Here is a 12,631-nt window from a genome sequence, read left to right as displayed (position 1 = left end):
GCGCAGAGTGAAGTTCACTCCGCGCCTCTGTGATTCAATGTCGTAGTTCCTATGTCTATTTACCCAAGGTCGCGACCATAACCGCCTTTATGGTGTGAAGCCGGTTCTCCGCCTCGTCGAACACCAGGGAGCGAGACGACTCGAACACTTCTTCCGTGACCTCCTGTCCCTTGTTGGCGGGAAGGCAATGAAGGAAGATTGTCTCGGAATTGCCTGTAGCAGCCATAAGCTCCGAGTTAACCTGATAGGGAGTCAGGAGGGATATCCTCTCCGCCACCTTGTCCTCCTCGCCCATGGAGGCCCAGACGTCGGTGTAGATGGCGTCTGCGTTCTTTACGGCCTTCTTGGGGTCGCTTTCCAAGACTATCTGAGCTCCAGTCTCGGCGGCGATAGCTCTTACCTCCTCTACCAGAGAAGCCTCGGGGAACAGGCTCTCGGGAGCTGCGATGGTGCAGTGCATTCCGACCTTGGCAGCACCGATCATGAGGGAGTTGGCCATGTTGTTTCTTCCGTCTCCGATGTAGACCAGCTTCAGCCCCTTAAGTTTTCCGAAAGCCTCCTGGATGGTCAGGAAGTCAGCCAGTATCTGGGTAGGATGATAGGCATCGGTAAGGCCGTTCCAGACGGGAACACCGCTGTGCTTGGCGAGAGCCTCTACGAGGTCCTGGCTGAAACCGCGGAACTGGATTCCGTCGAACATGCGGCCGAGGACCCTTGCCGTGTCCTGGACGTCCTCTTTTTTACCGAGATGGATATCGTTCTTTCCCAAGAACTCGGGGTGTGCTCCCTCGTCGATACAGGCAACGGTAAAGGCACATCTGGTCCTGGTGGACGATTTCTCGAATATAAGTGCAACGTTCTTATTCTCCAAAAGGTCACCCTTTATGCCCGCTCTTTTTTTCCTCTTGAGATCCATAGAAAGATCGAGAAGATATGCGATTTCACGGGAGGTGAAATCCTTAAGGGTCAAGAAACTACGTCCTCTGAGGTTGATCGCCATTACAAAGCACTCCTTTCGATTTTATGGGCAACGATATTCTCGAAAACCCATCTAGGATTTTAGACGATATGGCTCAATAAGTAAACTCATCTCTTTTTCAAGTTTATGTAGAGGACACCTTCCTACGATCTCCCCTTTTTGAAAAAAGACTATACCCGTAGGAGACCCCGCCACCCCTATATCGGCGTGTCGGGCTTCCTGAGGTCCGTTAACCTCGCACCCCATCACCGCCACCTTGAAACCGTCGGGAAGGTCGACAAGGAGGGGTTTTATCTTGGACAACACAGCCACCACGTCGAGCTTCTTCCTTCCACATGTGGGACAGGATATGATCTCCACTCCCCTGTGCCTCAAATCCAGAGATCGCAGTATCTCGTAGCCGGTCTCAACCTCCAGAACGGGAGAGTCGCTGAGGCTAACCCTGATGGTATCGCCTATTCCCTTGGATAACAGAAGCCCCAGCCCGACAGAGCTCTTCGTTATTCCCGGGATACCGGACCCCGATTCGGTCATACCGACGTGAAAGGGGTATTCTCCATACCTTTCATGGAGGACTCCGTTTGCCTCCAGGGTTTCTCCGACATCGGTCGATTTTGCCGAAAGGATTACATCGTGAAAATCGTGGCGCAACAACATGAGAAATTGTTCTTCCACGGCTAGAGCTAGAGCTAGCCCCCTGTCCCCTCCGGCTTCCTTTACCTGTCTAGGGCTGACGGACCCGCTGTTGGCCCCTATCCGGATCGGGACCTTTCTTTCCCTCGCCATTTCCACGATTCTCTCGAGTTTTCTCGGATCTCCCATGTTTCCCGGATTGATCCTGATCGCAGGACAGCCTTGTTCGAGAGCTTTCTCCGCCAGAGCGGGGTCGAAGTGTATATCGGCCATCAATGGGATAGGACTGAGTTCCACCAATTTCTTGAGATCGTTCTCCTGATCCATAGCCGGGAAAGCGACCCTGGCCATCTCGCATCCGGCCACGGAAAGCCTCCGAAGCATATCGAGACATGCCTCCCTGTCGCTGAGAGGGGTCTTCAGCATACTCTCCACCCTTACCGGGTTATCCCCACCGATTCCGAGAGAACCTACCGATACAGGTCGCGACATAAAAAACCACCTTCCTACCTGGCAAGCAACCTGAGGATATCCTGCCACGTTATAAAGGCGATCAACCCTATCAGTATCACGAAACCAGTAAAATGGACATACCCCTCTACCTTTTCGGGTAATTTCTTCCCGGTCAGGATCTCCCCTAGTATAAACACTATCCGACCTCCATCCAAGGCAGGAAAGGGAAACAGGTTGACGATCCCGAGGTTCAAACTGATTATAGCCAGAAAGGAGAGCAGAGCCCAGCCACCTTGTTTCGCGGCCTGTCCCGCCATGGACGCGATACCGACGGGGCCGGATACGTCTACCTGGTTCTGACCGACTATCCAGGAAAACAGTCCTCTCACCATTGCCAAAGTCATGGCAAATGTGTAGGAAATAGATTTCTTCACGCTCTCCAGAGAAGAAAACCTGACCCTCCCGGGTTGTATACCCAACAGAGGATAACCGGTCGCGGGATCTTTAGGGACTGACAGCGAGAGGGAGAAGATCTCATCTCCTCTCTCTATCCTCAGGACCAGAGGCTTTTCCACATCGTGGGTTCTTATCCTCTCCGCCATGGACGGCCAGTTCTCTACAGCTTCACCTCCGACGGATAGCACTAGGTCGCCTGGCATCAGTCCAGCCGACTGCGCCGGATATCCATCCATAACAGTTCCGATTTTAGCCCGTTCCATATCGAGGATTCCGTGTCCCCACAACAACAGGGCAGTTAGAAAAAACGCCAATAACACGTTCGACAGGGGACCTGCAAACAATATCGCAAGGCGGGAGGACGGAGACTTCTCGTTGAACCCCATTCCAGGGGTCACTATCTCGTCCTCGTTGTCCTCCTCCATACCGGCAAGACGTACGAACCCTCCTATGGGAAAAGCCCTTACGGACCAAAGGTTCCTCTTCCCTTTGAAGCTGTATATCGCTGGCCCCATTCCGAAAGAAAATTCGTGGACCTGTACGCCGCAGGCTATGGCGGTTCTATAATGACCATATTCGTGTATTACGACGCATACGGCTATTATGAATACAAATGCCAGGATATCTACGATCATCGCTTCACCTCCTAAAGCAGATCGAACGGGCCTTATCCCTAGCCCATTCGAGTATTTGCAGCTCGTCCTCGAGGTTGGAGCCTTCCCTCCCATCGTAGAGGTCTATGACCTTGGCTATTATCTGCCAGATATGGGTAAAGGCTATGGCTCCCTGAAGAAAGGCTTCGACAGCCACCTCGTCGGCCCCCACCAGCACCGTGGGATAGCTTCCTCCCATACGAGCTATATCCAGACATAGATGGTACCCGGGGTATCTATCCCTATCGGGGGAGAAGAAAAACAAATTCCTTCCATCCATGGTCAAAGGCTCAATACCGAGCGGCTCCAGAGGAAGCCTCTTTGGGTATCCCAAAGTGCTCAACGCCGCCAATCTCATGTCGGGAGGAGCCATGAGCATCTTCACCGCCCCGTCTACAAACCTGACGGCTCCATGTACCGACGATCCAGGGTGGATATACCCCCTTACCCTGTCGTGAGGCAACCAGAAAAGTCTCATTGCCTCTATGATCTCTATCCCTTTGTTTATCATGGTAGCGCTGTCGACGCTTATCTTCCTTCCCATGTTCCAAACGGGATGAGCGACGGCATCGGCGGGAGTTATAAACTCCATATCGCTCAGAGGCGTATAGAGGAAGGGTCCTCCCGAGGCCGTCAAGGATACCTCCGAGACTGAGGAGAGGTCCTCCCCTGCCAGACATTGCCATACGGCGTTATGTTCGCTGTCGAGAGGCCTTATCTGGTCTCGAGAGGCGGACGCCATAACCCATTTCCCTGCCACCAGGATGCTCTCTTTATTGGCTAGAGAGATCGTCTTGCCCTCCTTGAGAGCTTCCTGAAGCGCGGGAATACCGTCCGTTCCTGAAGATGCTACCACCACGTGATCGACCGTACCGGAACGGACCATCTCTATAAGGGCTTCCGGTCCCCCTAAGAACTTAGTACCGGTGGATGACTTGGGAAGTCTACCTCTCGGAATTTTCGACAGAACCGCCATCTCGGGGCGAAACTCTCCAGCCAACGCCTCTAACTTGGAGATGCTTTCCCCTGCGGCAAGTCCTACGACGTTGAACTTATCGGGATAACTCCTACAGACGTTCATCACGGAAGACCCAACGCTTCCGGTACACCCTATTATAGCCAGGTTCAACGGAGTAATATCGGTCATCTCCAAGCAACCTCGAAGACGAAGTAGACCAGGGTCAAACTGATGAGAACGCTGTCGAATCTGTCCAACATTCCTCCGTGTCCGGGAAGTATCTTTCCGGTGTCCTTGACGGAGGCCTCTCGCTTCAGTATGGATTCGCAAAGATCGCCCATTTGGCCAGCTATCCCGCATATCAATCCCACGATCAGGAGAGGGAACGGAGGGAAGCTTCTGACATAGGCGATGGCGGAAGCCATCAGGAAACTGCCGGCGACGCCACTGCAAAAGCCCTCCCAAGTTTTATTAGGACTTATGTTGTCGCAAAGTTTATGCCTTCCCCAGAGGGTTCCCACCACATAGGCGGATACGTCGCAAGCCCAGGTGCACAGGAAGACCGATAACAAGAGGATCTTGCCGTATGGCCCCCCTCTAAGTACCACGGAAAAACTCCAGGGCAGGACGACGAAGACCAATCCTGCCAAAGTCCCGGCCCCGTTTTCTATTGCAGTACTTACCCTTGAATATTGGCGTCTCAGCATCTCTATGGAGAGTACGGCTATAAAAGCCAAAGCCAGCGAGACTAGGACCACGTGGGATTCCGCATGTCCCAGTCCTACCGCCATAAGGATAACAGCACCGAAGATAAGTCCGATCCCCTTGGATATCTTCAACCTCTTGGCAGCTAACTGGTAAAACTCATCCAAGGATATAATTCCCACGAGGGTTACCATGACTCCCCACAGCCATCCGCCATAGGAGACGCCGCCCAATATGGCTATAACGATCAGAGCGCCGGATAGACTTCGAGTCAGAAGCTCTCTGCCCTTCTTATTTAAGCCCGCCATAACGTCTTTCCCTATTATTGAAAGTATTCAAGGCTTCGTCCAAAACCTCGGGGGTAAAATCCGGCCAGAGAGAGGATGTGAAAAAAAACTCGCTGTAACTGCTCTGCCACAGCCAGAAATTACTCAACCGGAGCTCTCCGCTGGTACGAACGATAAGGTCCGGATCGGGGACCTCCGGCAGATAAAGATTGGAACATATAGCGTTCTCCGATATCGGATCACCTGGATGTTCCTTCACGAAACGGTTTACGCTATCGACGATCTCCTGTCTTCCTCCGTAGTTGAAACAGGCTATGAGGGTCATCTTTTCACAATCGGAAGTCTCGGCCTCGGCCGCGTCCATCGCCTGGACGACCGACTCAGGCAGACCTTCTCTTCTACCGGCAAACCTGACCCTTATATCCGCTTTGACCAGATCTCGGAGTTTCTTACGGGCGTAATAGCTGAAAAGCTTCATCAATCCCTTTATCTCGACGGGAGGACGGTTCCAGTTCTCGTTGGAGAAAGCGTAAACCGACAGATATCGGATGCCCCTGTCTTTAGCGGCATATACGATTCTCTCGAGGGCATTCACTCCCGCTTTATGACCTAAAAGACGGGGAAGTCCCCTTTTCTTCGCCCACCGTCCGTTTCCATCCATTATGATCGCTAGATGAGCGACCTTGTTGTCGATTTCAGTCATGGCATCCTCCAGCCTTCAGTTCGTCCAAGCGACGGCGAACTTCAAGGATATCTCTCCACGTCAGGGCCTTGGGGCTGTTTTTCTTCCGAGATTCATTCCTCAAAAGATAGCTAGGATGGAACATCGGCATTACATCTATGCCCTTCCATGAAAACCACTGACCTCTCAACTTGGTTATCCCCTCGGAGGTTCCCAAAAACCATTTCATGGGGGTGTTCCCAAGACATACTATTATTCGAGGATTTATCACAGCTATCTGAGCCTCCAGGAATCTTTGGCAGACCATGGTCTCCTCCACCATAGGAGTCCTGTTCTTAGGCGGCCTACATTTGACCACGTTGGTTATGTAGACCCCCCTTCTCTCTATTTTCGCCGCTTCCAGTATTTTATCCAGGAGTCTACCGGCCCTGCCGACGAAGGGAATCCCCGAACGGTCCTCATCCTCTCCGGGACCCTCCCCTACAAACATCAGGGCCGCATCCGGCGGCCCTTCTCCCAGAACTGGCTGAATCCTTTCCTTACATAGATCGCACCTTCGACAGGAGAAAACCTCATGGCTGAGTCGAGCCAAAAGCCGTTCCTGCAGAGGGAGGAGCTTCCGTAAATCAGACACCTTTCGACACCACCTTGTCGATATTAACGTCGACCCTCCGGACCTCTAGACCACATAGAAATTCGACGGTCAGTTTCACCCTTTTCGAGAGAAATCCGGCGATAGAGAGGAGTGGTTGGGAGCCCAGTATGACCGATAGATTCATCACGATGTCGACCGACGATCCGTCCAGATCCCTTACCTGTACGTCATCTACGCTGTGGACCTTGCTGTAGGAGGATACAACGTGACGGGTTATCTGAACGACCGCATCGCTCTCTATTTTTATATCTCCGTAAAAACTAAAGGGAGGCCTTACGATGGTCTTTTCGTAATTGTCCTTTAGTCTGAGCAGATTCTTCAGTCTTCCCACTAACTTGCCGGTGTAGTTCTTTCTTATCTGGGCTTGCGATACCGGAATAACGTGTTGTTTCTTATGTTTACGCTCGTATTGGGCCTTGGCGATCTCCTCCGGCGAAGCTATATCGGCTATATCTATGAAAAGTTCCGGAGGTTTCAGTCCCAAGGAGTAGCATATCTTCTCCGCCATACCCTTAGATGTCGCTATGACCATCAAGGAGCAGGGGGAATTCAACTTGAGGAAATTGATAACTTCGGCCTTATGGTCAGGGAACAAAAACATCGCTCTACGAATCGCACGAACCATGTTCTTTTCCGTCTTGGCGCTTTTGCCAGCCACTATTCGTCCACGATGGATGACCAATCCATCGTCGATGATGAAGTCTACGTCCTTCTCTCTTGCGACGAATTGCGCTCTGAGACTTTTCCCCGTCCCTGCCGGACCAACGAAAGATATTACTCTTATGTCCTCAAGCATTCCCGCCATGACCAGCTTCCTTAACCGTCCTCGCCACCTATACCGCTCGCTATGTTGGCACCTACCGACGATAGATTGACCTCTATACTTTCGTAGCCTCTCTCGACATGCCCCATGCCGTGAACCACCGTTTCACCCTCTGTGGCCAATCCAGCCAATATCAAGGCAGCTCCGGCTCGCAGATCGGTTGCCATCACCTCCGCGCAGTTAAGGTGGGGAACCCCCTTTATTATGGCTGTATTTCCCTGAAGCTCCACATCGGCTCCCATCTTTTTGAGCTCGCTGGCATGCAGGAATCGCGATTCGAAGATGCTTTCCTTAATTACACTCGTGCCCTGGGCTAAGGACATGACCGCCATCAGCTGAGGTTGAACATCGGTTGGGAATCCCGGATATGGAAGGGTTTTCAAGGATATGGCCTTGAGCTTTTTTCTGGAGGGGGCAACCGATACGCTGTTGCCATCGAAGGCTACGTCTACCGAAGCCTCCTCCAGCTTCGCAAGAAGGGAGTCGAAATGTTGAGGTATAACGTCCGACACGGTAACCTCTCCATCGGAGATGACCCCGGCCAGAATGTAGGTACAGGCGGCTATCCTGTCAGGGATTATCCTGACGTTGCCGCCCTGAAGGTCCGGGGTGCCCTGGATCCTGAGAACTCCGGTGCCCTCTCCCTCTATCTTTGCCCCCATAGTTCTGAGGGAATCGGCGAGATTGACTATCTCGGGCTCCCTAGCGACGTTTTCCAGAACAGTCTCTCCCTTAGCCAAGGTAGCCGCCATGAGAAGATTTTCGGTAGCTCCTACGGAGGGAAAATCCAGGTAGATCCGACATCCTTTTAGTCCCCTCGTGGAAGCATGTACGGCACCGTGCTGAAGCTCTATAGAAGCTCCCATTTTAGCCAGACCCTTGAGATGAAGGTCTATAGGGCGACTTCCTATTGAACATCCTCCCGGAAGAGGCATAACTGCCCTTCCCTCTCTCGCCAACAACGGTCCCAAGACGAGAGATGAGGCCCGCATCTTCTGGACCAGAGGAGCCGGGGTCTCCCAGGATATCGAGTCAGGAATCGATATGGATACCGTATGATCGTGAAAAGATATGTCGGCTCCCAAGACTTTAAGCAGGTCGACCATCGTGGTTATATCCTTTAATTTTGGTACGTTTTCCAGGGTCAATGTCGCGTCTTTAAGCAGCAAAGACGCCGCCATAGCGGGCAATGCGGCGTTTTTAGCCCCCTGAGTTTTAATAGTTCCCTTCAGAGGAGTTCCTCCAACTATCTTCAGCATATCTTCCACGGTACCACTCCTAGCTTATCTAATCGATATATCGGTAAAATCGTCCGATCGAGGTCTTCAAAGATTATATCATCTCTCGAAGAGATCACAGGGAAAGTAGGAGGATGCCAAGACGAAAGAGAATCATCTGAAGAGAGGACAAAATCACGAGTATTACAGAGACCGGTAACCCCATATCCAAAAGGCGATGGTGAATGTGTCCTCTATCGGGAGAAAAGGGAGATTTCCGGGATATCAGCCTTCGCAAAATAGTTACGAGGGTATCCAAAACTGGAATGCCTCCGAGGAGGACCATGATTGGAACGAAAGACGATCCCACTTCGGACAGTCTATCCGCTCCCCATCGGAGAATGAGATTGGCGACTACGAACCCTAACAAATAAACCCCGCCATCCCCCAGAAAAGTCCTCGCTCTGGGAAAATTCCAGATCAGCACACCGGAAGCAAGGCCTACGACGGGAAGAGCTAAGGGAGCCGCACCCTCCCAAGCAAGCGAAAGCATCGCCACTATAGCCATTGACAGAGATAAGCCGTTCATTCCATCTATGAGGTTGTATGCGTTGGTACATCCGGCTATCCATAAAATGGAAATCAAGATAAAAAAGGGAGAGCCCTGTTGAAACGGCAGGACCATCAACCCCGCAGCCAATAGATGCACGGATAGACGAACCATGGGGTTCAAGGAGGACATGTCGTCCATATAGCCGACGAGAAAAACCATCGAACCGCCGGTGGCCAAGGCGGGGAAATACCAGCCGGCAGGAGCGAACATAAGACACCAGAAGAGGTATCCCACCCATAGGATCAGGCCGGCTCCTCTGGGTATAGGCTCATTATGGATCTTGCGGGGGTCCGGAAGATCCATAAGTCCGAAACGCCCCGCAAGTTTGATAGACAGTGGAGTAAGAGAGACGCCCCATATAAACATGAGGGTCATCTCCAAGATAGTTTTTCCGGTTATCACGATATTATCTGTCACTTCGTTCCGAAAAGTCGATCCCCGGCGTCGCCCAGGCCTGGCACGATGTAGCCGTGATCGTTGAGGTGACTGTCCAGGGAAGCACAGTATACGTTGACGTCAGGATGAGCCTGATGGACCCTCTCGACACCTTCCGGTGCTGCGATCAGACACACCAGTGACACCCTCTTCGCTCCTTTTTTCTTGATCATATCGATGGCGGCGGCAGAGGACCCTCCGGTGGCCAACATCGGATCCAGGAGGAAGATCTCCCGATCCTCTATGTCTCCAGGCAGTTTACAGTAATACTCCACCGGCTCGAGAGTCTCGGGATCCCTGTATAGGCCTATGAAACCGACCTTTGCGTTCGGGATCAGGTCTATTATTCCGTCGACCATGCCGATACCTGCCCTCAGAATGGGGACTATCGCCAGTTTCTTCCCCGCCAAGGCGTAGGCTTTTGTGGTAGTGAGAGGTGTCTCGACGTCGATCATCTCGAGAGGAAGATCTCTGGTTATCTCGTAGACCATAAGGCTGGAGATCTCTTTTACCAGCTCTCTGAACTCCTTTACCGACGTCTTGACATCCCTTATTATGCTGACCTTATGCTGAACGAGAGGATGGTCGAAGATGACGATCTCTCCTCTTTTTTGTCCGAAAGACTTTGACAGGCTATGTTCGTAAGCCTTGATCTTCTGAGTGCGACGGACGTGTCTATCTCCGTCGAAATCGGTGCCTAACCAGGTTTTCACAATCTCCTCCGCTACGGAGAAATCGGTCGTACGTCCACCTATGGCCAGCATGTTGGAGTTGTTATGCCTGCGGCTCATCTCCGCATCCGAGACATCCCTGCACAACGCACAATAAGCACCGGGAACCTTGTTAGCCGCGATGGACATTCCTATGCCGCTTCCGCAGACCAAAATACCTTTTTCCGCTTCGCCGGTGGCCACTATTTTAGCGACCTGCAGGGCTATATCTGGGTAATCGCAGGATACCTCTCCGCTATCGGTGCCGAAGTCAGAGACTTCGGCACCGATAGCTTTCAAGACGGGGATGAGCTTCATCTTCAATTCATATCCTGCGTGATCCGAACCTATCACTATACGCATGTCACACACCCCCTAGTTATTTTTCATCAACTCAAAAGAGTCAACATAACCGATGCGGCGACGGCGGTCCCTATAACGCCTGCAACGTTGGGTCCCATTGCGTGCATCAACAGGAAATTTCCAGGGTTCTCCTTCTGGGAAACGTTCTGAACGACCCTGGCCGCCATGGGAACGGCGGAGACCCCTGCGGCACCGATCATCGGATTTATCTTCCCGCCGCTCATAACCTTCATGAGCTGACCGAAGAGGGTTCCTCCCATGGTGCTGGCGACGAATGCAACCAGGCCAAGGAGTATGATCTTGATGGTGTCGACCGTGAGGAAGTCGGCGGCGCTCATGGTCGCACCGACGGAAAGGCCGAGAAAGATCGTGGTGGCGTTGAGGATCTCGTTTTGGGCGGCCTGGCTCAATCTCTCGGTGGCTCCACATTCCCTGAGAAGATTACCGAACATCAGAATACCGATCAGGGGAACGGACATAGGAAGCAACAATCCCGCCGCCACAGTACAGACTATCGGAAACAGGACCTTTTCCAGTTTGCTGACCGGTCTGAGGTTATCCATTCTGATAGCCCTATCGGCCTTGGTGGTGAACATCTTTATCACCGGAGGCTGAATTAGAGGCACCAGAGACATATAGCTGTAGGCCGCCACAGCTACAGCTCCCAAAATCTGAGGTGCCAGCTTCATGGTGAGATAGATGCTGGTGGGACCGTCGGCACCTCCGATGATGGCGATGGAGGCTGCCTCTTTTACGGAGAAGCCCAGCATCATCGCTCCGAAAAGGGCGATGAAAACACCTAGCTGAGCGGCAGCGCCGAGCAAAAATGTTATCGGATTGGCCAGCAGAGGGGCGAAGTCCGTCAAGGCCCCTATACCCATGAAGATTATAACGGGATATATCTCATGCTGGGTACCGAAAAATATGTATCGGAGAAACCCGCCTTGGTCCATTATTCCCGATAGGGGAAGGTTCACCAAGACGCATCCGAAAGCGATAGGCACCAAAAGCAGAGGCTCGAAGCCCTTTACGATGGCCAGGTAAAGGAAGACGAAGGCCACCAGGAGCATCGCTATATTGCCCCAGGTCAAAGCGGCGAATCCGGACTCGCCTAAGACCTTAGCCAGAGACTGGAGATACAGCTCCATGGCCCGCTCCTCCGCTCTAGCCGATCACGGCCAGGACGTCGCCGCTATTGACAGATGCGCCTTCTTTGGCCGCCAGCTGGGTTACCGTTCCTCCTACGGGAGCAACGATCTCGTTCTCCATCTTCATGGCCTCTAGAATCATGATCACATCTCCGGCAGCGACTGAGGATCCCTGTCCGGCCACTATCCTGAGGACCTTGCCAGGCATAGGTGCCGTCACCGTCTCTCCTCCAGCCGGAGCGGCAGGCGCGGGAGCGGGTGCAGGAGCAGCCGCCTTTGGAGCCGGAGCGGCGGCAGGAGCCGCCTTAGGGGCAGGAGAGGGTGTCGCAGGGGCAGCTGCGCTCTGAGCACCGCCGCCAAGACTTTCTACCTCTACCTCGTAAGCAGTTCCATTCACCGTCACTCTGTACTTATCCGCCATAGTAATAGTCATCCTCTCGTGTTTTATATGTTATCTTCTTCCGCCGACATTCCAGGCGGAACGATCCAATCCCTGCATACCGTCAAAACGTCCCCAACTGGACCACCCGTTGGCCCCGGCGTTTTCCTTACCGGCGGGCCTTACGTTGACGATCCGGACCCCCCGTCCCAGCTTGGTTATCAAAGCTCCTGTGATAGCCGCGACTATCTCCTCAGAGGAATCGCTGGACTGTACGACCGAAGCGGCACTGGGCTGAGCCGCTTTACTCGGTGCACTTCCCGTAGAGACCTTGGACGTCGGTGTAGATCCTTTCTGTCCAGCGAAAAACCTTATCGCATAGATAACGAAGGTAAGCCCTAAGAGGACGAAGAAAACTATGCTGAAAGCTATCAGAGACAGGCTGATGGCACCATGTACCCCTTCAAATAACTGATTCATGC

At 52.7% G+C, this 12,631-nt stretch carries 14 protein-coding genes; all 14 read right to left on the bottom strand.

What is annotated here, in order from left to right; translation table 11 throughout:
* Positions 1 to 55 precede the first annotated feature (55 nt).
* Positions 56 to 1,000 (bottom strand): ornithine carbamoyltransferase, encoded by a 945-nt coding sequence (gene argF, locus L2W58_RS01590; RefSeq protein ID WP_236101240.1) that lies wholly within the window; start codon positions 998 to 1,000, stop codon positions 56 to 58.
* A gap of 51 nt (positions 1,001 to 1,051) precedes the next feature.
* Complete coding sequence (gene ispG, locus L2W58_RS01585) at positions 1,052 to 2,104, bottom strand: flavodoxin-dependent (E)-4-hydroxy-3-methylbut-2-enyl-diphosphate synthase (RefSeq protein WP_236101238.1); 1,053 nt, start codon at positions 2,102 to 2,104, stop codon at positions 1,052 to 1,054.
* A gap of 14 nt (positions 2,105 to 2,118) precedes the next feature.
* On the bottom strand, positions 2,119 to 3,156 hold the full coding sequence (gene rseP, locus L2W58_RS01580; RefSeq protein ID WP_236101236.1) for an RIP metalloprotease RseP: 1,038 nt from the start codon (positions 3,154 to 3,156) through the stop codon (positions 2,119 to 2,121).
* 4 nt (positions 3,157 to 3,160) lie between these two features.
* Positions 3,161 to 4,321, bottom strand: a complete 1,161-nt coding sequence (gene dxr, locus L2W58_RS01575) for a 1-deoxy-D-xylulose-5-phosphate reductoisomerase (RefSeq protein ID WP_236101234.1) — start codon at positions 4,319 to 4,321, stop codon at positions 3,161 to 3,163.
* A complete protein-coding gene (locus tag L2W58_RS01570) occupies positions 4,318 to 5,145 on the bottom strand; it encodes a phosphatidate cytidylyltransferase (RefSeq protein ID WP_236101233.1) in 828 nt (275 codons plus the stop codon). The genes dxr and L2W58_RS01570 overlap by 4 nt, the downstream gene beginning before the upstream one ends.
* Positions 5,129 to 5,827, bottom strand: a complete 699-nt coding sequence (uppS, locus tag L2W58_RS01565) for a polyprenyl diphosphate synthase (protein WP_236101232.1) — start codon at positions 5,825 to 5,827, stop codon at positions 5,129 to 5,131. The genes L2W58_RS01570 and uppS overlap by 17 nt, the downstream gene beginning before the upstream one ends.
* Positions 5,820 to 6,440, bottom strand: a complete 621-nt coding sequence (locus tag L2W58_RS01560) for a uracil-DNA glycosylase (protein WP_236101231.1) — start codon at positions 6,438 to 6,440, stop codon at positions 5,820 to 5,822. Before L2W58_RS01560 ends, uppS begins: the two co-directional genes overlap by 8 nt.
* On the bottom strand, positions 6,433 to 7,266 hold the full coding sequence (locus L2W58_RS01555) for a hypothetical protein (RefSeq protein ID WP_236101229.1): 834 nt from the start codon (positions 7,264 to 7,266) through the stop codon (positions 6,433 to 6,435). Before L2W58_RS01555 ends, L2W58_RS01560 begins: the two co-directional genes overlap by 8 nt.
* Positions 7,267 to 7,277: 11 nt before the next feature.
* Positions 7,278 to 8,552, bottom strand: a complete 1,275-nt coding sequence (gene murA / locus L2W58_RS01550) for a UDP-N-acetylglucosamine 1-carboxyvinyltransferase (protein ID WP_236101228.1) — start codon at positions 8,550 to 8,552, stop codon at positions 7,278 to 7,280.
* 85 nt (positions 8,553 to 8,637) lie between these two features.
* Positions 8,638 to 9,489: a glycosyltransferase family 4 protein gene (locus L2W58_RS01545; protein WP_236101227.1), complete on the bottom strand. Its 852-nt coding sequence runs from the start codon at positions 9,487 to 9,489 to the stop codon at positions 8,638 to 8,640.
* 38 nt (positions 9,490 to 9,527) lie between these two features.
* Positions 9,528 to 10,622 (bottom strand): uracil phosphoribosyltransferase, encoded by a 1,095-nt coding sequence (gene upp, locus L2W58_RS01540; RefSeq protein ID WP_236101226.1) that lies wholly within the window; start codon positions 10,620 to 10,622, stop codon positions 9,528 to 9,530.
* Positions 10,623 to 10,648: 26 nt separating this feature from the next.
* The gene (locus L2W58_RS01535; protein ID WP_236101225.1) at positions 10,649 to 11,770 is read right to left on the bottom strand and encodes a sodium ion-translocating decarboxylase subunit beta; all 1,122 of its coding nucleotides are present in this window, start codon (positions 11,768 to 11,770) and stop codon (positions 10,649 to 10,651) included.
* Positions 11,771 to 11,786: 16 nt separating this feature from the next.
* Positions 11,787 to 12,191 carry a biotin/lipoyl-containing protein gene (locus L2W58_RS01530; RefSeq protein WP_236101345.1) on the bottom strand — a complete coding sequence of 135 codons (405 nt, stop codon included), beginning with the start codon at positions 12,189 to 12,191 and terminating at the stop codon, positions 11,787 to 11,789.
* A gap of 30 nt (positions 12,192 to 12,221) precedes the next feature.
* A complete protein-coding gene (locus L2W58_RS01525; RefSeq protein ID WP_236101224.1) occupies positions 12,222 to 12,629 on the bottom strand; it encodes an OadG family protein in 408 nt (135 codons plus the stop codon).
* Positions 12,630 to 12,631: the final 2 nt, after the last annotated feature.

It is taken from the genome of Dethiosulfovibrio faecalis (assembly GCF_021568795.1).
GTDB lineage: Bacteria > Synergistota > Synergistia > Synergistales > Dethiosulfovibrionaceae > Dethiosulfovibrio > Dethiosulfovibrio faecalis.
This window is presented reverse-complemented; position numbering and strand designations above follow the sequence as displayed.

What these genes read in the sequence shown, in the direction of transcription:
- uppS (WP_236101232.1), bottom strand. Translation starts at nt 5,827, where the DNA reads ATGACTGAAATCGACAACAAGGTCGCTCATCTAGCGATCATAATGGAT.
- L2W58_RS01535 (WP_236101225.1), bottom strand. Translation starts at nt 11,770, where the DNA reads ATGGAGCTGTATCTCCAGTCTCTGGCTAAGGTCTTAGGCGAGTCCGGA.
- dxr (WP_236101234.1), bottom strand. Translation starts at nt 4,321, where the DNA reads ATGACCGATATTACTCCGTTGAACCTGGCTATAATAGGGTGTACCGGA.
- L2W58_RS01545 (WP_236101227.1), bottom strand. Translation starts at nt 9,489, where the DNA reads ATGACCCTCATGTTTATATGGGGCGTCTCTCTTACTCCACTGTCTATC.
- L2W58_RS01525 (WP_236101224.1), bottom strand. Translation starts at nt 12,629, where the DNA reads ATGAATCAGTTATTTGAAGGGGTACATGGTGCCATCAGCCTGTCTCTG.
- upp (WP_236101226.1), bottom strand. Translation starts at nt 10,622, where the DNA reads ATGCGTATAGTGATAGGTTCGGATCACGCAGGATATGAATTGAAGATG.
- ispG (WP_236101238.1), bottom strand. Translation starts at nt 2,104, where the DNA reads ATGTCGCGACCTGTATCGGTAGGTTCTCTCGGAATCGGTGGGGATAAC.
- rseP (WP_236101236.1), bottom strand. Translation starts at nt 3,156, where the DNA reads ATGATCGTAGATATCCTGGCATTTGTATTCATAATAGCCGTATGCGTC.
- argF (WP_236101240.1), bottom strand. Translation starts at nt 1,000, where the DNA reads ATGGCGATCAACCTCAGAGGACGTAGTTTCTTGACCCTTAAGGATTTC.
- L2W58_RS01570 (WP_236101233.1), bottom strand. Translation starts at nt 5,145, where the DNA reads ATGGCGGGCTTAAATAAGAAGGGCAGAGAGCTTCTGACTCGAAGTCTA.
- L2W58_RS01555 (WP_236101229.1), bottom strand. Translation starts at nt 7,266, where the DNA reads ATGGCGGGAATGCTTGAGGACATAAGAGTAATATCTTTCGTTGGTCCG.
- L2W58_RS01530 (WP_236101345.1), bottom strand. Translation starts at nt 12,191, where the DNA reads ATGGCGGATAAGTACAGAGTGACGGTGAATGGAACTGCTTACGAGGTA.